Genomic DNA, 19,358 nt, shown 5'->3' on the forward strand with positions numbered 1-19,358 from the left:
AGATGGATCCGAAACCCGCCGAAACGGCTGTGGACAACTCCCTTCTTCCTGTGGGCAACACGGGCCGCAGGTCAGACGATCACCTCGAACCCGGTACCAGGGCGGGGCATATCGGCCAACGGAGTGGGCGCGTCCGGCTGCCCCGGGCGTTCGTGCCCGGCCTCCGTCCGTCCGCGCTCGGGCCCGTAGAGGAGGGTGGCCAGGGCGAGGCCGAGGACACCGCCGGCCAGCTGCGCCGCGACGAACCCGGGCAGCGACTGCGGCGCGATACCGGTGAAGGAGTCACTGAAGGCGCGGCCGATCGTGCCGGCCGGGTTGGCGAAGGAACCCGACGAGGTGAACCAGATCGCGGCGGCGATGTAGGCGGCGACGGCGACCGGGATGAGCCTGGGGCGGCCGATGCGGCCGAGGCCCTGGATGACCAGGACCAGTCCGGCGGTGGCGACGATCTCACCGATCAGCAGGTGCCCGCCGCCGCGGACCTGGGTGGAGAAGGTGCCGGGGGTGCGGCCGAACATCGTCTCGGCCAGCACGGCGCCGCCGATGGCCCCGGCGGTCTGCGCGGCCGCGTAGGCGACGGCCTCACGGGCGTCGAGCCCTTCGCCGCCCGTACGGCGGGCCCACCAGGCGGTGAGGGTGACGACGGGGTTGAGGTGGGCGCCGGACAAGGGCCCGAAGAGGGTGATGATCAGACCGAGGCCGATCGCGGACGCGAGCGAGTTGGCGACGAGGGCGACACCGGTGTCGCGGCTGAGGGACGCGGCCTGGATGCCGGACCCGATCACCACCACGAGCAGGCTCGCGGTGCCGATGAGCTCGGCAGCCGTGCGCCGCAGCAGTGAAGCCTTATTTGTCATAGTTTCTCCCTCTGAAATAAGCGTGTAGCGGAAAATATATTCCGTATCTTGGAACCTTGATAGAGGGAGTCCAGGAGCGCCCCGAGTCGGCCCGGGCGCGAAAAATCGCTGCTGACGGCGGGTCCGAGCCGTCAAGCTGGGGACATGGATGACCGACGCACCGTGAAGGTGTCCAAGTACGTCTCGAAACACCTGCGACATCAGCCGGAACGGATCGGACTGACACTCGACCCGCAGGGCTGGGTGGAGATCGACGATCTTCTACGCGCCGCGGCGGCGCACGGCTTTCCGTTCAGCCGTGCCGAGCTGGAACACGTGGTCGCCACCAACGACAAACAGCGGTTCGCCGTAGACGGCAACCGCATCAGGGCAAGTCAGGGCCACACCGTGGCGGTGGACCTGGGCCTGCCGGAAGCCGAACCGCCCGCGTACCTCTACCACGGCACCGTCGCCACCGCCCTCGGGGCGATCCGCTCCGAGGGGCTGCGCCCGATGGCCCGCAACCACGTGCACCTGTCGCCCGATCGGGAGACGGCGACCCGCGTGGGGGCGCGCCGGGGCCGACCGGTCGTCCTCGCGGTGGACGCCGGGGCGATGCGCGCGGCCGGGCACGTCTTCCTGCTCAGCGCCAACGGGGTATGGCTGACGGACGCCGTACCGCCGGAGTTCCTGCGCTTCTCGTAGCGGCTCGGGAACTCCGGCAGGCGGGACTTCGGCGGGCCGACCGGAGACCGGTCGTCAGGCGCCCAGCTGGGCGAGCGCCTCGGTGGCGATCCGCTCGAAGACGGCCTCGTCGGCCGCGAAGTCGGAGTCCGGGATCGGGGCGTGGACGACCAGTTCGGTGAAGCCCAGCTCGCGGTGGCGGCCGGCGAAGTCGACGAACGCGTCCACCGACTCCAGCATGGTGCCGCGCTCGGGGGTGAACCCGGTCAGCAGGACGCGTTCGATGGACCCGGGCTCCCGCCCGGACTCCGCCAGGGCCTTCTCCAGCTTGCCGACCTGCCCGCGCAGGGCCTCCAGGGACTGCTCGGGCGTCCCCTCGAAGACCTTGGGGTCACCCGCGGTCACCCAGGCCTGGCCGTACTTCGCCGCCAGCTTCACACCCCGGGGGCCGGTCGCGGCCACGGCGAACGGCAGGCGCGGACGCTGGACGCACCCGGGGATGTTGCGGGCCTCCTCGGCGGAGTAGAAGGCACCCCGGTGGGTCACCGCGCTCTCGGTGAGCAGCCGGTCCAGCAACGGGACGAACTCGGCGAAGCGGTCCGCCCGCTCACGCGGGCTCCACTCCTCCTGCCCCAGTGCGGTCGCGTCGAAGCCATTTCCGCCGGCGCCGATACCGAGGGTGATCCGCCCGCCGGAGATGTCGTCCAGGGACATCAGGTCCTTGGCCAGGGTCACCGGGTGCCGGAAGTTCGGCGAGGTGACCAGCGTGCCCAGGCGGAGCCGCTCGGTGACGGCCGCGGCGGCGGTCAGGGTGGGCACCGCACCGAACCACGGGCCGTCACGGAAGCTCCGCCAGGTCAGGTGGTCGTAGGTGTAGGCGGTGTGGAACCCGAGCCGCTCGGCCCGCTCCCACTGATCACGGCCCCCGTCGTGCCACGGGCGGACCGGCAGGATCACGGTGCTCAAGCGAAGACTCATGTCACCGAGCCTACGGTGCGAGCCGATTCTGCGCTGTGAGCCACGTTTCACGTGAAACATCTCTTCCCGATCATGGTGAACGGGTGGGAACCCATGGGCGAAGATGGAGCGGTGACCTCGGCTCCCCAGCGCCCGGAAGGGCCTTTCCCCGCACCCCGGCTCATCGCCACCGACCTCGACGGCACCCTGCTGCGCGACGACAAATCCGTCTCGCAGCGCACGGTGGCCGCGCTCGCCGCCGCCGAGGAGGCCGGGATCGAGGTCTTCTTCGTCACCGGCCGCCCGGCCCGCTGGATGGACGTGGTCAGCGATCACGTCCACGGGCACGGCCTGGCGATCTGCGCGAACGGGGCCGCCGTCGTCGACCTCCACGCCGGACGGGAATTCGTCCGGGTGCGGGCGCTGCCGCGGGCCACCGCGCTCACGGTCGTCGAGACCCTGCGGGCCTCCGTCCCCGGTACCTCCTTCGCGGTCGAGACGACCGACGGCATCAACTACGAGCCGGCCTACCCGCCCTTCTTCCAGGACCCGGGCGCCACGGTCGCCACCGCCGAGAAGCTGCTGCGCGAGGAAGAGGACGGCAGCGCCGCACCGGTGCTGAAACTGCTCGCGCACCACGCCGAGCTGTCCCCCGATGACTTCCTCGCCCTGGCCCGTGAGGCCGCCGGGGCCTACGCCTCGATCACCCGCTCCAGCCCCACCGCCCTGCTGGAGATCAGTGAGCTCGGGGTCTCCAAGGCCAGCACGCTGGAGCTGTGCTGCGCCGAGCGCGGCATCTCCCCGGCGGAGGTCGTCGCCTTCGGCGACATGCCGAACGACATCGAGATGCTCCGCTGGGCCGGGGCCTCGTACGCGATGGGCAACGCCCACGCGGACGTGATCGCGGCCGCCTCGGGCCGGACCGTGGCCAACGACGAGGACGGGGTCGCCGTCGTCATCGAGCGCATCCTCGCCGAACGCGCCGTCCGCAACGAATCCGTCTAGGGCCGGGCTAGAGCGGGGCCTCCCACACCAGGGCGGTCCCGCCGCCGCCCTCACCGAGGCCGGGGCCGTACCAGCTGGAGCCGCCGAGGGACTCGGCTCTGCGGCGCAGGTTCCGCAGGCCGCTGCGCCGTCCTCCCTCGGGAATGCCCACCCCGTCGTCGGCGACCTCCAGCCGCACTCCCGGCCGGCCGTCGGCCAGGCTGACGGTGGAGTCGACGACCACCTCGATCCGCGACGCGTCCGCGTGCCGGAAGGCGTTCGACAGGGCCTCGCGCAGAGCGGCGATCAGGTTCTTGCCGACCAGTTCGCCGACGGCCGCGTCGATGGGCCCGATGAACCGGTGCGCGGGCTTGAAGCCCAGCGGGACGGCGGCCATGTTGATCTCCCGCAGGACGCGGGTGCGCAGCCCCGAGGGGGCTTCGGCCGGGCCCTGCTGGAGCGCGAAGATCGCGGTGCGGATCTCCTGGATCGTCACGTCCAGCTCGTCCACGGCCTTCCCCACACCGTCGCGGACCTCCGGCACGATGGAGCGGCGCTGCGCGCCCTCCAGCATCATCCCGGTGGCGAACAGCCTCTGGATGACCAGGTCGTGCAGGTCCCGGGCGATCCGGTCACGGTCCTCGAACACCGCGAGCCGCTCCCGGTCCCGCTGGGCCTCGGCCATCATCAGCGCGAGGGCGGCCTGCGAGGCGAACTGCGTGGCCAGGGTGCGCTCGGCCTCGGTGAAGGGCCGCTTGCCCCGGGCGCGCGGGGTGACGAGCGCCCCCAGTACGCGCCCGCCGCTGTGCAGAGGCAGCATCATGCAGGGCCCGTACTGGCTCGTGAGCCTGCTGATCATGCGGGGGTCCGAGGAGGCGTCGTCCACGAAGACCGGTTCGCCCTGGAGGAGTCTGACCACCACCGGGCTCTCGGCGGGGACCACCACGCCCAGCGAGGTGGCCGGGTCGTCGGCGGAGACGGCGACGATCTCCATCCCGCCCTCCTCCGCCGGCAGCATCACGATCCCGGCCGCCGAATCGGCCAGGTGGCGGGCCTGCTCGGCGACCACCGCGAGGGCGTCGTCCGCGTCGCCGCCCGACAGCAGCGCGGTGGTGACCGCCACCGAGCCGTCGATCCAGCGCTCCCGCTGGGTGGCCGCCTCGTACAGCCGGGCGTTGCCGATGGCGATGCCCGCCTCCGTGGCCAGCACGCGGACCATGTGGACGTCGTAGTCGTTGAACTCGCCGCCGCCGTTCTTCTCGGCCAGGTAGAGGTTGCCGAAGATCTCCCCCTGCACCCTGATGGGGACGCCGAGGAAGGTCTTCATGGGCGGGTGGTGCGCGGGGAAGCCGGACGAGCGCGGATCCTTCGTCAGATCGGCGAGGCGAACCGTGTCGGGGTGGGAGATCAGCGCGCCGAGCAGCCCCCGCTTCCCGTCCGGACGATGGCCGATCCGCTCCGCCTCCTCGGGGCCGAGACCGAAGGTCACGAAGTCCGACAGTCCGGGGCCGTCCGTGTCGACGACGCCGATCGCCGCGTAGCGGGCGTCCGCGAGCTCGGCGGCCGTCTCGCAGATGCGGTCCAGCGTGGAGTGCAGTTCGAGACCCGTCCCGACGGAGCGCATGGCCTCCAGCAGTTGCGGCACCCTCGCGGTCAGCTCGGTGGACAGCCCCTGGAGGCCGCGGGTGGCCTGGGTGGCGGCCTCCACCGGGTCCTGTGCTTCCCGGGCGGGCTCCGGCGGTTCCTGGGACTCCTGCACTGACATGCCCTTGAGCCTAGTAAGTCCCGTTTAGGAGGGAAAGTCAGCTCGTGGAGTCGGCCGTGGACTCGGCCGGAATCGCACCTGCCCGACGTTCCCGCTCCAGCAGACTGCGCAGCGGACCCTCGACGGAGGCCAGATCCGCGTACGTACCCCGCTGCACGACCGCGCCCCGGTCCAGTACGAGCACCTCGTCGACCGCCTCCAGCCCGGCGAGCCGGTGCGTGATGAGCACGGTCGCCCGGCCCTCGGTCGCCTCCAGCAGGTCCGCCGTCAGCGCGTCGGCGGTCGCCAGGTCCAGGTGCTCGGCCGGCTCGTCGAGAACGAGGACGGGGAAGTCCGCGAGCAGGGCGCGGGCCAGGGCCAGCCGCTGGCGCTGGCCTCCCGAGAGCCGCTGCCCGTGCTCGCCGACCAGGGTGTCGAGCCCGTCCGGGAGTCCGTCGGCCCACTCCAGCAGACGCGCCGCGGCGAGCGCCCCCCGCAGTTCTTCCTCGCTCGCGCCGGTGCGGGCCAGGCGCAGGTTCTCGCGGACCGAGCTGTCGAAGATGTGGGCGTCCTGGGCGCACAGGCCGACGAAACGGCGGACCGCGTCACCCTCCAGGGTGCGCGCGTCCGTCCCGCCCAGGGAGTACGTCCCCTCGCGCGGGTCGAGGAAGCGGAGCAGGACCTGGGCCAGGGTGGTCTTGCCGGAGCCCGAGGGACCGACGACCGCTATGCGCCGACCCGCCTCCAGGGTCAGGTCCAGCCCGCGCAGCGCGTCCCGCTCCTGACCGCCGTGGCGGGCGGCGAGTCCGCTGAGCTTCAGCGGGAACGGCGAGGAAGGCAGCTCGCGGGGCTCGGCCGGATCGGCGACGGGCACGGGCGCGTCGATGACCTCGTACACGCGCTCGGCGCTGCGGCGTACCCGCTGCCGGTACTGGACCGCCATCGGGAGCCCGCTGACCGCCTCGAACGCGGCGAGCGGGGTCAGGACCACCACCGCCATGGCCACCCCGGACAGCCGTCCGTCCGCGACGGCGCCCGCACCGGCGAACGCGGCGCACACCACGGTGAGCCCGCACACCAGGGCGGACAGCCCGCCGCCCAGTCCGGCGGCCGCGGCCCCGCGCGAGGCGATCCGGGTGAGCACCCCGTCGGCGTCCCGCGCCCGGGCCTTCCGGTCGGTGAGGGCGCCGGCGACGGTGAGTTCCGCGGTACCCGTCAGCAGGTCGGCCACCCGGGTGGCGAGCTCGCCCCGGGCGGGCGCGAGCCGCCGCTCGGCGCTGCGCGCGCACGCCCCGCTGACCAGCGGAACCCCGATCCCGGCCACGAGCAGGCCCGCCGCCAGCGCCGCGCCCGCACCGGGCAGCAGCCAGGCCGTGAACGCCACCGATCCGGTGCCGACCAGGAGTGCGGTGCCCACCGGCAGCAGCCAGCGCAGCCAGTAGTCCTGGAGGGCGTCGGCGTCGGCCACCAGACGGGACAGCAGGTCCCCGTGCCGCTGCCCGCGCAGTCCGGCCGGCGCGATCCGCTCCAGCCGCCGGTACACGGCGACCCGCAGGTCGGCGAGCATCCGCAGGACGGCGTCGTGCGACACCAGGCGCTCGGTGTAGCGGAAGACGGCCCGCCCGAGGCCGAAGGCGCGGGTGGCCGTGACGGCCACCATCAGGTACAGCACCGGCGGCTGCTCGGACGCCCGGGAGATCAGCCACCCGGACACGGCCATCAGGCCGACGCTGCACCCGACGGCCAGCGCCCCGAGCAGCAGCCCGAGCCGGAAGCGGCCCTGCCAGGCCGAGGCCACGGCCCGCACGCGCCGCAGCGGATCTCCGCCACCCGAGTCCACGCCCCCGCCGCCGGCCCGTTCCCGCGAGGCGCCGAGGATCCACTCCCCGGGGTCGGACATGCCCGCGGCGGTACGCGGGGCGGCGCCGGCGGCCGGGAGCGGCGCCGCATCCCGCGCGGCCCCGTCCTGCTCGCCCTCGCCCACCGCCACCACCCGGTCGGCGACGGCCAGCAGCGCCGGGCGGTGCACCACGAGGAGGACGGTACGCCCGGCCGCGAGACGCCGTACGGCGTCCACGACCGCCGCCTCGGTCTCCCCGTCCAGGGCGGCCGTCGGCTCGTCCAGCAGCAGCACCGGCCGGTCCGCGAGGAAGGCCCGCGCCAGGGCCAGCCGCTGACGCTGGCCTGCGGACAGGCCGGTGCCGCCTTCGCCCAGCAGTGTCCGCGTCCCGCGCGGCAGGGCCGCGACGAACTCCCAGGCCCCGGCGTCCCGCAGCGCCGCCTCCACCGCTTCGTCACCGGCGCCGGGCCGGGCCAGGCGGACGTTCTCGGCGATGGTTCCGGCGAACAGGTGCGGCCGCTGGGGCACCCAGGCGATCCGCTCCCGCCACTGTTCGAGAGAAAGCCCGGCGAGGTCCGTACCACCGATCCGGACCTGTCCGGCCGTGGGCGTGACGAAGCCGAGCAGCACGTTCAGCAGGGTGGATTTGCCCGCCCCGCTCGGGCCGGTGAGCGCCACGCACTCGCCCGGACCGACCATGAGCGACACCGGCCCGGGGGAGGAGACGGCGCGCCCTTCGTGGCGGACCTCGACCGCGTCGAACTCGATGACCGGTCCACCGGCCGGGACGGGGGCCCCGGCGCCCGGACCGGGGGCCGGGGTCTCCAGGACGGCGAAGATCTCTTCCGCGGCCGCGAGCCCCTCGGCGGCCGCGTGGTACTGGGCGCCGACCTGACGCAGCGGCAGGTAGGCCTCGGGCGCGAGGATCAGGATGACCAGGCCGGTGTAGAGGTCCAGGTCCCCGTGCACGAGCCGCATGCCGATGGTCACCGCGACCAGCGCCACCGACAGGGTGGCGAGGAGTTCGAGGGCGAAGGAGGACAGGAAGGCGATGCGCAGCGTGCGCATCGTGGCCTGGCGATAGTCGTCGGTGATCTTGCGGATGGATTCGGCCTGCGCCTTGGCACGGCCGAAGACCTTCAGCGTCGGAAGCCCCGCCACCACGTCGAGGAAGTGCCCCGACAGCCGGGACAGCAGCCGCCACTGGCGGTCCATCCGGCTCTGGGTGGCCATCCCGATGAGGATCATGAACAGCGGGATGAGCGGCAGGGTGACGACGATGATGGCCGCCGACACCCAGTCCTCGGTGACGATCCGGGCGAGGACCGCCACCGGCACCACCACCGCGAGCCCCAGCTGGGGCAGGTAGCGGGAGAAGTAGTCGTCGAGCGCGTCCACTCCCCGGGTGGCCAGGGAGACCAGGGAACCGGTTCGCTGCCCGCCGAGCCAGCCGGGCCCGAGGTCCGCGGCTCGTTCGAGCAGCCGGCCGCGCAGCTCCGACTTGACCGCCGCGCCGGCCCGGTGCGCGGCCAGCTCGGTGAGCCAGGCGACCAGGGCGCGCCCGAGCGCCACCGCCGCGAGCAGCAGCAGTGGCGTTCGGAGCGCCCCCGCGTCGAGTCCCCGCTCGAAGGTTCCGACCACGATGTCGGCGATCAGCATCGCCTGGCCGACGACCAGCCCCGCCCCGGCGAGCCCGAGTGCCACCACCGCCCCCAGGAAGAGGCGCGTGGAGCGGGCGTACCGGAGCAGACGCGGGTCGATCGGTTTCACGTGAAACATCCCCTCGGCAGGGTCGGGCGGGGTGACGCGCGCGGTCAGTGCGCGTCGGCGATGTGCTGCGTACCGATCCGCTTGCGGAACACCCAGTACGTCCAGCCCTGGTAGAGCATCACGAGCGGAGCGGCCACACCGGCGCACCAGGTCATGATCTTCAGGGTGTACGGGGTGGACGAGGCGTTGGTGACCGTGAGGTTCCACGCCTCGTTCAGCGAGGACGGCATGACGTTCGGGAACAGCGTCAGGAAGAGCATCGCGACGGCGGCCGCGATGGTGATCCCGGACAGGGCGAACGACCAGCCCTCACGGCCCGCCAGGTTGAAGCCGATGGCGGCGACCAGGGCGGCCACGGCGACGGCCATGGCGATCAGGCTCCGGCCGTCACCGCGCGAGACCTGGGTCCAGATGAGGAAGGCCAGGGCCAGCACGGCCGTCACCACGCCCAGCCGGGTCGCCAGCACCCGCGCACGGTCCCGGATGTCCCCGACCGTCTTGAGTGAGGCGAACACCGCGCCGTGGAAGGTGAACAGGGTGAGGGTGACCAGGCCGCCCAGGAGCGAGTACACGTTGAGCAGGTCGAAGAGGTTTCCGACGTACTCCATGTGCTGGTCGATCTTCACCCCGCGCACGATGTTGGCGAAGGCCACGCCCCACAGGAAGGCGGGGATCAGCGAGGTCCAGAAGATGGCGTGTTCCCAGTTGGTCTGCCATCTGTCCTCGGACCGCTTGTGCCGGTACTCGAAGGCGACGCCCCGGACGATCAGGCAGACCAGGATGAGCAGCAGCGGCAGGTAGAACCCGGAGAACAGGGTGGCGTACCACTCGGGGAAGGCGGCGAAGGTGGCACCGCCCGCCGTGAGCAGCCAGACCTCGTTGCCGTCCCAGACGGGGCCGATCGTGTTGATCAGGACCCGCTTCTCGGCACGGTCGCGGGCGAGGAGCTTGGTGAGTACGCCGATACCGAAGTCGAAGCCCTCCAGGAAGAAGTAGCCGATCCACAGGACGGCGATGAGTACGAACCAGACGTCGTGAAGCTGCATGGTGTGCTCCTTCCTGCCTCAGTACGAGAAGGCCATCGGCCGGTCGGCGTTCGCGTCGTCCCCGCCGATCCGGGCGGGCGGGTTGAGATCGGCCTCCGTCAGCTCGGGCGGGCCGGCCTTGACGTACTTCACGAGGAGCCTGACCTCGATCACGGCGAGGACGGCGTAGAGCAGCGTGAAGCCGATCATCGAGGTGAGGACCTCACCCTGCGAGACGTTCGGCGAGACCGCGTCCCTCGTGCGCAGCACCCCGTAGACCACCCAGGGCTGGCGGCCCATCTCGGTGAAGATCCAGCCCCAGGAGTTGGCGAGCAGCGGGAAGCACATGGTCCAGAGCGCGACGAGCCAGTACAGCTGCGAGAACCTCGGGCTGAGCGCCTTCTTGAAGAGGACGAGATGGGGGACCTCGTCCTCCCCGGTGCGCAGCGCGGGCGGAAGCAGGAAGCGCTTGCGGGTCAGCCACAGCCCCAGCACGCCGATGCCGAGGGAGGCCATACCGAAGCCGATCATCCAGCGGAAGCCCCAGTAGGCGACGGGGATGTTCGGCCGGTAGTCACCGGGGCCGAACTTCTCCTGCTCGGCCTTGTTGACGTCGTTGATGCCCGGGACGAAGGAGTCGAAGTCGTTGTTGGCGAGGAACGACAGCACACCCGGGATCTCTATGGCCACCTTGTTGTGGCCCTTGTCGACGTCGCCATAGGCGAAGACGGAGAAGGGCGCGGGGGCCTCGCCGTCCCAGAGGGCCTCGGCGGCGGCCATCTTCATCGGCTGCTGCTTGAACATCACCTTGCCGAGCATGTCTCCGCTGATGGCGGTGCCCATACCAGCGATGATCATGACGACCAGACCGAGCCGCAGCGAGCTGCGCATCACGGGGACGTGCTTCTTGCGCGCGAGGTGGAAGGCGGAGATGCCGACCATGAAGGCACCGCCGACCAGGAAGGCGGCCGTGATGGTGTGGAAGAACTGGGTGAGGGCCGTGTCCTGGGTGAGCACGCGCCAGAAGTCGGTCAGCTCGGCCCGGCCCCGCTCCTCGTTCATGCGGTAGCCCACCGGGTGCTGCATCCAGGAGTTCGCCGCGAGGATGAAGTACGCGGACAGGACGGTCCCGAGCGAGACCATCCAGATGCAGGCCAGGTGGATCTTCTTCGGCAGCTTGTCCCAGCCGAAGATCCACAGACCGATGAAGGTCGACTCGAAGAAGAAGGCGATCAGCGCCTCGAAGGCCAGGGGAGCCCCGAAGATGTCGCCGACGAATCGCGAGTAGTCGGACCAGTTCATGCCGAACTGGAACTCCTGGACGATGCCGGTGACGACACCCATCGCGATATTGATCAAGAAAAGCTTGCCCCAGAACTTCGTGGCCCTGAGGTATTTCTCCTTCTCGGTGCGCACCCACGCGGTCTGCAGGCCGGCGGTCAGCGCGGCGAGCGAGATCGTGAGCGGAACGAAGAGGAAGTGGTAGACGGTGGTGATGCCGAACTGCCAGCGCGCCAATGTCTCAGGCGCCAAAGCTAGGTCCACGTCGTCTGCTCCTTGTCGTCGCCGTGGTCACAGCGGGCAGTCTGCCTGGCGGGTTCCCCCCATAACGGGAGGAAGCAGGACACGCTTGTGAACGCGTTCACATTCACAAGCATTATGTCCTACACGCTCTGACCGGAAACAGGCGGGGGTCCCCTTCAGCGGCATCACCGTGCCGGACCCCTAGCCAAGAAATTCAACAGATTGTTGAATGTGGCCATGCAGATTCGAATCTCATGGCCTGCGGGCCTGCTCACCGCGACCCTCGACCCCACTCCGACCAGCAAGGCACTGGCCGCCGCCCTCCCGATCTCCGCCTCCGCGAACACCTGGGGCGAGGAGGTCTACTTCGACACGGGCGTCTCCGTGGACCTGGAGCACGACGCCCGCCAGGTCGTGGAGCCCGGCACGGTCGCCTTCTGGACCGAGGGCAACGCGCTCGCACTGCCCTACGGCCCCACGCCCATCTCGCGCGGGGGCGAGAGCCGCCTGGCGAGCCCCTGCAACGTGCTCGGCTCGTTCGACGGCGACCCCCGCCTGCTGGCCACCGTGCGCGACGGCGACCCCATCCGCGTGGAACTGGTCTGACGACTACAGCTCCTGCACCTCCTACAGCTCCTTGAAGAAGGCCTCCGCCGTGTGCAGGAAGAGGTCATTGGCCTCGGTCTCACCGATCGTGACCCGAAGGCCCTCGCCCGCGAAGGGCCGGACCACCACACCGGCCTTCTCGCAGGCCGCCGCGAACTCGGCGGTCCGCTCCCCCAGCCGCATCCAGACGAAGTTGGCCTGCGTGTCCGGGACCGTCCACCCCTGGGCGAGCAGCGTCTCGTGCACCCGGTTGCGCTCGCACACCAGCGCGCCGACCCGGCCCATCAGCTCGTCCTCGGCGCGCAGCGAGGCGACCGCCGCGTCCTGTGCCAGCTGGCTGACACCGAAGGGCACCGCCGTCTTGCGCAGCGCCGCCGCGACCGGCTCGTGCGCCACGGCGAAGCCGACGCGCAGGCCGGCCAGGCCGTAGGCCTTGGAGAACGTACGCAGCACGGCGACGTTCGGGCGGTCGCGGTAGAGCTCGATGCCGTCCGGCACGTCGGTGTCGCGGACGAACTCGCGGTAGGCCTCGTCGAGCACCACCAGGACGTCCGAGGGCACGCGGTCGAGGAACCGTTCCAGCTCGGCGCGGCGCACCGCGGTGCCGGTCGGGTTGTTCGGATTGCAAACGAAGATAAGCCGCGTGCGGTCGGTGATCGCGGCGGCCATCGCGTCGAGGTCGTGGACGTCCCCGTCGGTCAGCGGGACCCGGACCGACGTCGCACCCGAGATCTGCGTGATGATCGGGTACGCCTCGAAGGACCGCCACGCGTACATGACCTCGTCGCCCGGGCCGGCCGTCGACTGGATCAGCGACTGGGCCACACCCACCGAACCGGTGCCGGTGGCGATGTGCTCGGCGGGCACGCCGAAGCGGTCCGCCAGCTCGTTCACGAGGCCGGTGCACGCCATGTCCGGGTAGCGGTTGAAGCGGCCGGCGGCCGCGACCGCGGTCTCCAGGACCCCCGGCAGCGGCGGGTACGGGTTCTCGTTCGAGGACAGCTTGAAAGCGACGGCCCCGCCCTCGGCGGCGGGCTTGCCGGGCTTGTAGGTGGGGATGCCGTCCAGCTCGGCGCGCAGCTTCGGGCTCTTCTCGCTCACCGCAGGTCCTCCTCGACCGTCCCGTCGACGTCTCCGTCGACTCAATACTGCTCACCTTATGAGGATTCCGCCGATCCGAGAATGGCGGGCGCCAGGAACACAGGGGGAGCGCGCGCATATATGCGCGCGCCGGTGGCCCGCGCCGTGGCGCGCGTCCCTCGTGCAGGTGAGTTGCGACCGGCCGGGGGCCACCGCGTTTTGGCATGCCCGTACCCGCCGACAGGCCCCACCTTTGGCTCAAATCACCAAATACCTTCAATTCCAAGGTCATTGGGGGTGGCGAACCAAGCAGAATCGTGCCTGTCAACCCGTGCATATGCACCTGAACCACTCTCCCCTCCGAGCCCTACTATCGGCTCGCCATGACAGCAGCAGGGAAGCATCACGTGAGCCGGGCCGAGACCACCCGGCGGGTCGGCGGCCGACAGGGCCGGGCCGGTATCAGGGATGTGGCCGCCGCCGCGGGCGTGTCCATCACCACCGTGTCCGACGCGCTCAATGGCAAGGGGCGGCTGCCGGACGCCACCCGTCGCCACGTCCGCGAGGTCGCCGACCGACTGGGCTACCGCCCGTCAGCCGCCGCCCGCACGCTCCGTACCGGAAAGTCGGGCCTCATCGGCCTGACCGTGACGACGTACGGGGATGAACCTTTCACCTTCACCGAATTCGCGTACTTCGCCGAGATGGCGCGGGCCGCCACCTCGGCCGCGCTCGCCCGCGGCTACGCCCTCGTCATCCTCCCGGCCACCTCGCGGCACGACGTCTGGTCCAACGTGGCCCTCGACGGCACGGTCGTCATCGACCCCTCCGACCACGACCCCGTCGTCAGCGAGCTCGTGCGCCAGGGCCTGCCCGTGGTCTCCGACGGCCGGCCCGCCGGCACCCTCCCCGTCACCGCCTGGGTCGACAACGACCACGAGGCCGCCGTCCTGGGCCTGCTCGACCACCTGGCCGCCGCCGGAGCCCGCCGTATCGGGCTGCTGACCGGCACCACCACCGACACCTACACCCGGCTCTCCACGACCGCCTACCTCCACTGGTGCGAGCGCGTCGGCCAGGACCCCGTCTACGAGTCCTATCCCGCCCACGACCCCTGCGCGGGCGCCGTCGCCGCCGACCGCCTCCTCGCCCGGCCCGACCGCCCCGACGCCGTCTACGGACTCTTCGACCCGAACGGCACCGACCTCCTCGCCGCCGCCCGGCGCTACGGGCTGCGGGTCCCCGAGGACCTGCTCCTCGTCTGCTGCAGCGAGTCCACCGTTTACGCGAACACCGAGCCGCCCATCACCACGCTCTCCCTCAAGCCGCGCCGCATCGGAACCGCCGTCGTGCAGCTGCTGATCGACGCGATCGAGGGGGTCGACACGGGCCGCCCGGTCGAACAGGTGGTCCCGACCGAGTTGATCATCCGTACCTCCTCGCAGCGCAGAACCCCCCGCACCACCGTCAGTCCGCCACGCTCACCGTCTCAGGACTGACCGCCGGACCGCCGTATCGGCGGGGCCCGAAGGCCCCGCCGAGGATTTCGACAAGCCTCATATCGGTCGAAAACGGCAGGAAGGTTTGGCTCCGCCCAGGATTCACCACCCCTGGTGCGTCACAGAGCGCGAGCCGCATTCCTATGATGGGCGCACGACATCACGGACCCTCCGCCCCGGAGGTGAGCAGGGTCCGCAGGTGTACGGCAGCGCGACGGTGGTGGAGGGGTCGATGACTCAGGGGGCCGGTCAGGGACCCGCGATGCGGACGGACACGCTGCGGGACTTCCGGGTGCCGGTCAACGAACCCGCACCGTACGCCGCGTCCGCCGGCCTGCCCGGGGAGCCGCCCGCGTACGGGGGGTACCCCGCGTACTACGCACCGGAGGCCGTCCCGCAGCAGCGGACCGCCTCCGCGCACGCGGAGTTCCCCGCCGCCGGCTCCGAGGACGACCTCGACGGCTACACCCCCACCCAGCGCGACCTGCCCGTCATCGGGCGCGGAGCGACGGGCGGGCCCGGCGACACCGTCCAGGTCCAGTACGTCCCGCAGGAGGCCCCGGCCGCCGGCTCCGGACCGCTCTACGTCGTGGGCGACGTACACGGCTACCTGGACGAGCTCATCCGCGAACTCCAGGCGCAGCACCTCATCGACGCCGACTGCCGCTGGTCGGCGGGCAACGCCCGGATCTGGTTCCTCGGCGACTTCACCGACCGAGGCCCGGACGGCATCGGCGTCATCGACCTCGTCATGCGGCTGTCCGCCGAGGCCGCGGCCGCCGGGGGCTACTGCAAGGCCCTGATGGGCAATCACGAACTGCTGCTCATCGGCGCCAAGCGGTTCGGGGACACCCCCGTGAACTCCGGCGCCGGCACCGCCACCTTCCAGGCCGCCTGGCTGCTCAACGGGGGCCAGCGCACCGACATGGAGCGGCTGGAGGACGTCCACCTCCAGTGGATGTCCCGGCTGGACGCGGCCACGCTGGCGGACGGACACCTGCTGCTGCACTCCGACACCACGGCGTACCTGGACTACGGCGACTCCATCGAGGACGTCAACGACACCATCCACGAGCTGCTCAACCGCCACGACGCCGACATCACCTGGGACCTGTTCCGCAAGTTCACCAAGCGGTTCGCCTTCCGTGACGAGGAGACGGGCCCGCAGGCCGTGCGCGAGCTCCTCGGCACGTACGGCGGCAGCCGCGTCGTCCACGGCCACAGCCCCATCCCGTACCTCCTCGGAGAGGTGGGCACCGAGGACGGCGACGACGGGCACGGGCCGGAGGACGTCCACGGACCGCACGTGTACGCGGACGGACTGGCCATCGCGATGGACGGCGGCGTCACCATGGCAGGCAAACTGCTGGTCCAACAACTGCCGCTGAGCGACTGAGCGTTCACCCAGCGGGGTATTTCCCGAAAGTCCCTGTCACCCCATGGCCGGGGCGCTCTACCATCGCCCTGTCCGTAGCAGGCTCTCCTCCGTTTTGCGCCGGCGCCCGGTTCCATGCGGGCGTACCGGCTCGTACGGAGCATCGGGGGATGCACATGACCAGCGGTCCGCACCTGCTCATCGAAGACCGACCCGAGTTCGACCGGCTCCTAGACGAGGCGCTGCGCACGGCGGACGAACGGCCCGAACTCGCCGCCCTCGGCGAACGGCTGAACGCCGAACAGCTGCGCACCATGGCCCTGAGCGCCATCGCGCTGCTGACCGCCGCGGCCGCCGCCGAGTACGCCCACTACGTGAAGGTCCGGGAGGAACTGCGCGACGAGGCCCTGTCGGGACGGGGCAACACCGACGGGGACACCACCGAGGACGGTGACGGGCCGGGCGACGGCGGCGGCGCGGGCGTGAGCGCCGTGGTGGCCGTCCTCGCACCGGTCCTGGCCGGCACCGCCATGCTGATCTTCCTGCTGGTGGGGTACTGCCTGAAGGCGATCGATCCCGAACCCGCCTTCGCACGGACGATGCTGACGGCCGGTTGGCTCTTCGGCGGGCTCACCGTGGTGGCGCTCGTCTTCGCGGTGGTCTCGCTGCTGGTGGCGGCCCTGCGCAACAGCTCGACGGAGGTGGCCGCGGAGGAGAGCGTGCCGATACCCGACGTGCTCGCGCGGGCCCGGGAGGCCTGGCGCAACGCGCTGCTGGAGCGGGGCATCATGCCGTTCCTGCGCGACGCGCTGGCCGATCCGACCGCCGGGACGGGCTACCCGGTGCCCCGTACGCCGGGGGCCGGGCGCATCCCCCACCTGGGATACACCCGGCCCGACTTCAGCAGCCCGTCCGACGGGGCCGCCGGGCCACGGCCCGGCTACTCCAGCCCGGATTTCACGAGCCCGGACTTCGGCGGCCCGGAACACCGGCCGGACTGAGCGCCTACTTCATGCCCTTGGGGCGGTGGTTGGGGTCCCCCATCGGAACTGTGCCGCGCCGCAGGGGCGGGTGGTCCACGGGAGCCGGGACGGAAGTCCACGCCTGGTTGCACGTGAGACCGAAGTCGCTGGCCGGGTTCTCGGTGCAGTCGGTCTCGTAGATCCGCCCGTCGGAGCCGACGGACTCGACGTGCACCAGTCCGGCGTGGTCGCTGACGGCGATGCCGCACAGGCTCACTCCGGTCGGGATGCCTCCGTTGTCACCCAGGTTGTTCCATTCGAAGTCCCGGTTCGTGATGCCGGTGAGCCTCCGGATACCGACCCAGGGAGTGCCGCTGAGCAGGACGGCCTTGACCTCTTCGGCCGAGTTGGGCTTGTACTGGGCGACATCGGTGCACGGACCGGTGGCACCCGTCGCACCGGTCGCGCCCGTGGCACCGGTCGCGCCCGTCGCGCCGGTGGCGCCCGTCGCACCAGTGGCGCCCGTCGCGCCGGTGGCTCCGGTGGCACCCGTCGGCCCAGTGCCGCCCGTGGCACCCGTGCCGCCCGTGGCACCCGTCGCGCCGGTGGCGCCGGTGGCGCCGGTGGCACCCGTCGCACCCGTCGGGCCGGTCGGCCCCGTGCCGCCCGTCGCGCCCGTCGCGCCCGTCGCGCCCGTCGCGCCGGTGGCGCCCGTCGAGCCGGTGGGTCCGGTGGGTCCGGTGGGTCCGGTCGGGCCGGTGGCGCCCTTCGGGCCCCGCGGGCCCCGTGGACCGCGGCAATCATCGTCGTCGTGGCCACCACCTCCGGGTGCCCGGTCGGACAGCCGGGCCTCAGGGCGGTCGTCGCCGTCCCCGTGGTGGTGCGGTTTCTGCTTGCAGTGGTCCTCGCCGCCACCGCCGCCGACCGCCGGGCGGGCTGCTACCGCCGTCGACCCGGTCTGCTGCGCCACGGCGACGACAGGCCCGACGACACCCACCATGACGAGGGAGAGCGAGGCCAGGGTGCCTCCTGCCAGCCAGGTCCTGCCCCTCGGAAGAGGACCGAGGGGAACGGCCTTGGACCAGTGCTCACGACTCATGGAGCGCTCCTTCAGCAGAGACTCGAACCGGAACCATCGGGCTCCGATGGCGGGTAGAGCCTCTCTCGCCGGGCGCGGATCGCCTCGTGACGCCCTCGGTGCCGCTCCGTCTATCAGCGCACCGGCTGACTCGATGCCGCCAATCGGGCCAACTCGGACTTTTCCGGCGTGCCAGCCGCGGGCACCCCGCGCCCGCTTCCTAGAGTCCCCGAGGATGAGACCAAAAGTCTGCCTGAACATGATCGTCAAGGACGAGGCCCCCACCATCCGGAAGTGCCTCGACTCGGTGCGTCCTCTGATCGACACCTGGGTGATCGTCGACACCGGCTCGACCGACGGTACCCAGGACGTCATCCGGGACTGCTTCGGCGATATCCCCGGGACCCTCCACGAACGTCCCTGGAAGGGCTTCGACGGGAGCCGGACCGAGGCCATCGAGCTCGCCCGCGACCAGGCCGACTACCTCCTGTTCATCGACGCCGACGACGCGATGGAGGTGGAGCCGGGGTTCCGGATGCCGGAGCTGACCCTCGACGCCTACCGGATCGCCCTGCACGACGGGCCGATCGTCCACTACCGGCCGGCGCTCGTCTCCACGCGGCTGCCCTGGCGGTACGTCGGCGTGCTCCACGAGTACATCGACTGCGGCGGCGCGTACAGCCTGGGGACGCTCCGAGGAGCCCACATCCTCAGCATCGGCGGGGGCGCCCGGCTCCGGGAGGGCGGCCAGCGGCAGAAGTACCTGCGCGACGCGGCGGTCCTCGAACAGGGCCTGGCCAAGGAACCCGGGAACGCCCGCTACATGTTCTACCTCGGCCAGAGCTGGCGGGACGCGGGAGAGCAGGAGAAGTCCCTGGCCGCCTACGACCGCCGGGCGGCCATGGTCGGCTTCTACGAGGAGACGTACCTCGCCCGGGTCTACGCCGCACGGGCCGCCGCGAGCCTGGGCCGTCCGGCGGCCGAGGTGATGGACCGCTACCTCCGCGCGTTCGAGAGCCGGCCCTCGCGCGCCGAGGCGATCGGGGACCTCGCGGGCATCTGCCGCGTGGAGGAGCGCTGGCCGCTGGCCTACATGTTCGCCAAGGAGGCCGTCCGCATCCCGTACCCGAAGGACGTCCTGTTCGTGGAGTACTCCTGGCACGAGTGGCGGGCCCTCGACGAACTCGCCATCGCCGCCTACTGGGTCGGCGAATACCGTGAGTCGCTGGAGCTCTGCGAGCGTCTGCTCAACGAGGGCAAGCTCCCCGATGAGCACCGTGAACGCGTCAGCGCGAATCTCGACTTCGCCCGCGCCAAGCTGGGCACGGGGACGTTTCACGTGAAACACCCCGCCGTTTCACGTGAAACATCCCCCGCACCTGCCTAGCCCGCCT

Annotated in this window: 15 protein-coding genes; 7 read left to right on the top strand and 8 right to left on the bottom strand. The window is 71.4% G+C overall.

Translation table 11 applies throughout. From position 1 onward, the window contains the following. Nucleotides 1-71: 71 nt before the first annotated feature. A complete protein-coding gene (locus ABT403_RS04755; RefSeq protein ID WP_344160462.1) occupies nucleotides 72-857 on the bottom strand; it encodes an aquaporin in 786 nt (261 codons plus the stop codon). Nucleotides 858-1,001: 144 nt separating this feature from the next. Between ABT403_RS04755 and ABT403_RS04760 the strand changes: the two genes are divergently transcribed. Then, the gene (locus ABT403_RS04760) at nucleotides 1,002-1,541 is read left to right on the top strand and encodes an RNA 2'-phosphotransferase (RefSeq protein ID WP_344160459.1); all 540 of its coding nucleotides are present in this window, start codon (nucleotides 1,002-1,004) and stop codon (nucleotides 1,539-1,541) included. Between the two features lie 54 nt (nucleotides 1,542-1,595). Here the strand turns inward: ABT403_RS04760 and ABT403_RS04765 are convergent, their stop codons facing one another. After that, on the bottom strand, nucleotides 1,596-2,498 hold the full coding sequence (locus ABT403_RS04765) for an LLM class flavin-dependent oxidoreductase (RefSeq protein WP_344160456.1): 903 nt from the start codon (nucleotides 2,496-2,498) through the stop codon (nucleotides 1,596-1,598). Nucleotides 2,499-2,591: 93 nt separating this feature from the next. On the opposite strand from ABT403_RS04765, the gene ABT403_RS04770 reads away from it, so the two are divergent. Continuing rightward, on the top strand, nucleotides 2,592-3,482 hold the full coding sequence (locus ABT403_RS04770) for a Cof-type HAD-IIB family hydrolase (RefSeq protein ID WP_344160453.1): 891 nt from the start codon (nucleotides 2,592-2,594) through the stop codon (nucleotides 3,480-3,482). Between the two features lie 7 nt (nucleotides 3,483-3,489). On the opposite strand, the gene ABT403_RS04775 is transcribed toward ABT403_RS04770, so the two are convergent. The 4 genes from ABT403_RS04775 to ABT403_RS04790 are packed head-to-tail and all read right to left on the bottom strand — an operon-like array spanning nucleotide 3,490 to nucleotide 11,385. Then, nucleotides 3,490-5,226, bottom strand: a complete 1,737-nt coding sequence (locus ABT403_RS04775) for a sensor histidine kinase (RefSeq protein ID WP_344160450.1) — start codon at nucleotides 5,224-5,226, stop codon at nucleotides 3,490-3,492. 37 nt (nucleotides 5,227-5,263) lie between these two features. Continuing rightward, complete coding sequence (gene cydD / locus ABT403_RS04780) at nucleotides 5,264-8,815, bottom strand: thiol reductant ABC exporter subunit CydD (RefSeq protein ID WP_344160447.1); 3,552 nt, start codon at nucleotides 8,813-8,815, stop codon at nucleotides 5,264-5,266. A 44-nt stretch (nucleotides 8,816-8,859) separates the two neighbouring features. Continuing rightward, nucleotides 8,860-9,861: a cytochrome d ubiquinol oxidase subunit II gene (gene cydB / locus ABT403_RS04785; protein WP_344160444.1), complete on the bottom strand. Its 1,002-nt coding sequence runs from the start codon at nucleotides 9,859-9,861 to the stop codon at nucleotides 8,860-8,862. 18 nt (nucleotides 9,862-9,879) lie between these two features. Further along, nucleotides 9,880-11,385 carry a cytochrome ubiquinol oxidase subunit I gene (locus tag ABT403_RS04790; protein WP_344160441.1) on the bottom strand — a complete coding sequence of 502 codons (1,506 nt, stop codon included), beginning with the start codon at nucleotides 11,383-11,385 and terminating at the stop codon, nucleotides 9,880-9,882. A 216-nt stretch (nucleotides 11,386-11,601) separates the two neighbouring features. Here ABT403_RS04790 and ABT403_RS04795 point away from each other — a divergent pair, with 216 nt between their 5' ends. After that, entirely contained in the window at nucleotides 11,602-11,970 is a 369-nt protein-coding gene (locus tag ABT403_RS04795; protein ID WP_344160438.1) for a cyclophilin-like fold protein, read from the top strand. Between the two features lie 21 nt (nucleotides 11,971-11,991). Here ABT403_RS04795 and hisC read toward each other — a convergent pair whose 3' ends face one another. Then, nucleotides 11,992-13,071: a histidinol-phosphate transaminase gene (gene hisC / locus ABT403_RS04800; protein WP_344160435.1), complete on the bottom strand. Its 1,080-nt coding sequence runs from the start codon at nucleotides 13,069-13,071 to the stop codon at nucleotides 11,992-11,994. Between the two features lie 362 nt (nucleotides 13,072-13,433). Between hisC and ABT403_RS04805 the strand changes: the two genes are divergently transcribed. From ABT403_RS04805 to ABT403_RS04815, 3 genes are all read left to right on the top strand, one after another. After that, nucleotides 13,434-14,549 carry a LacI family DNA-binding transcriptional regulator gene (locus ABT403_RS04805; protein WP_344160432.1) on the top strand — a complete coding sequence of 372 codons (1,116 nt, stop codon included), beginning with the start codon at nucleotides 13,434-13,436 and terminating at the stop codon, nucleotides 14,547-14,549. Nucleotides 14,550-14,766: 217 nt separating this feature from the next. Then, the gene (locus tag ABT403_RS04810; RefSeq protein WP_344160874.1) at nucleotides 14,767-15,945 is read left to right on the top strand and encodes a metallophosphoesterase; all 1,179 of its coding nucleotides are present in this window, start codon (nucleotides 14,767-14,769) and stop codon (nucleotides 15,943-15,945) included. Between the two features lie 149 nt (nucleotides 15,946-16,094). Then, nucleotides 16,095-16,925, top strand: a complete 831-nt coding sequence (locus tag ABT403_RS04815; RefSeq protein WP_344160429.1) for a hypothetical protein — start codon at nucleotides 16,095-16,097, stop codon at nucleotides 16,923-16,925. Between the two features lie 4 nt (nucleotides 16,926-16,929). On the opposite strand, the gene ABT403_RS04820 is transcribed toward ABT403_RS04815, so the two are convergent. After that, nucleotides 16,930-17,985 (bottom strand): hypothetical protein, encoded by a 1,056-nt coding sequence (locus tag ABT403_RS04820; RefSeq protein WP_344160426.1) that lies wholly within the window; start codon nucleotides 17,983-17,985, stop codon nucleotides 16,930-16,932. 214 nt (nucleotides 17,986-18,199) lie between these two features. Here ABT403_RS04820 and ABT403_RS04825 point away from each other — a divergent pair, with 214 nt between their 5' ends. After that, nucleotides 18,200-19,351, top strand: a complete 1,152-nt coding sequence (locus ABT403_RS04825; protein ID WP_344160423.1) for a glycosyltransferase — start codon at nucleotides 18,200-18,202, stop codon at nucleotides 19,349-19,351. Nucleotides 19,352-19,358 lie beyond the last annotated feature (7 nt).

The organism is Streptomyces sp. NPDC000075 (genome assembly GCF_040301925.1).
In the GTDB taxonomy this organism is placed as follows: Bacteria; Actinomycetota; Actinomycetes; order Streptomycetales; family Streptomycetaceae; genus Streptomyces; species Streptomyces polychromogenes.

Excerpts from the sequence above, each read along its gene's own strand:
- ABT403_RS04815 (WP_344160429.1), top strand. The coding sequence starts at position 16,095 with ATGCACATGACCAGCGGTCCGCACCTGCTCATCGAAGACCGACCCGAG.
- ABT403_RS04765 (WP_344160456.1), bottom strand. The coding sequence starts at position 2,498 with ATGAGTCTTCGCTTGAGCACCGTGATCCTGCCGGTCCGCCCGTGGCAC.
- ABT403_RS04795 (WP_344160438.1), top strand. The coding sequence starts at position 11,602 with ATGCAGATTCGAATCTCATGGCCTGCGGGCCTGCTCACCGCGACCCTC.
- ABT403_RS04775 (WP_344160450.1), bottom strand. The coding sequence starts at position 5,226 with ATGTCAGTGCAGGAGTCCCAGGAACCGCCGGAGCCCGCCCGGGAAGCA.
- cydB (WP_344160444.1), bottom strand. The coding sequence starts at position 9,861 with ATGCAGCTTCACGACGTCTGGTTCGTACTCATCGCCGTCCTGTGGATC.
- ABT403_RS04770 (WP_344160453.1), top strand. The coding sequence starts at position 2,592 with ATGGGCGAAGATGGAGCGGTGACCTCGGCTCCCCAGCGCCCGGAAGGG.
- ABT403_RS04755 (WP_344160462.1), bottom strand. The coding sequence starts at position 857 with ATGACAAATAAGGCTTCACTGCTGCGGCGCACGGCTGCCGAGCTCATC.
- ABT403_RS04820 (WP_344160426.1), bottom strand. The coding sequence starts at position 17,985 with ATGAGTCGTGAGCACTGGTCCAAGGCCGTTCCCCTCGGTCCTCTTCCG.
- ABT403_RS04760 (WP_344160459.1), top strand. The coding sequence starts at position 1,002 with ATGGATGACCGACGCACCGTGAAGGTGTCCAAGTACGTCTCGAAACAC.
- ABT403_RS04805 (WP_344160432.1), top strand. The coding sequence starts at position 13,434 with ATGACAGCAGCAGGGAAGCATCACGTGAGCCGGGCCGAGACCACCCGG.
- ABT403_RS04825 (WP_344160423.1), top strand. The coding sequence starts at position 18,200 with ATGAGACCAAAAGTCTGCCTGAACATGATCGTCAAGGACGAGGCCCCC.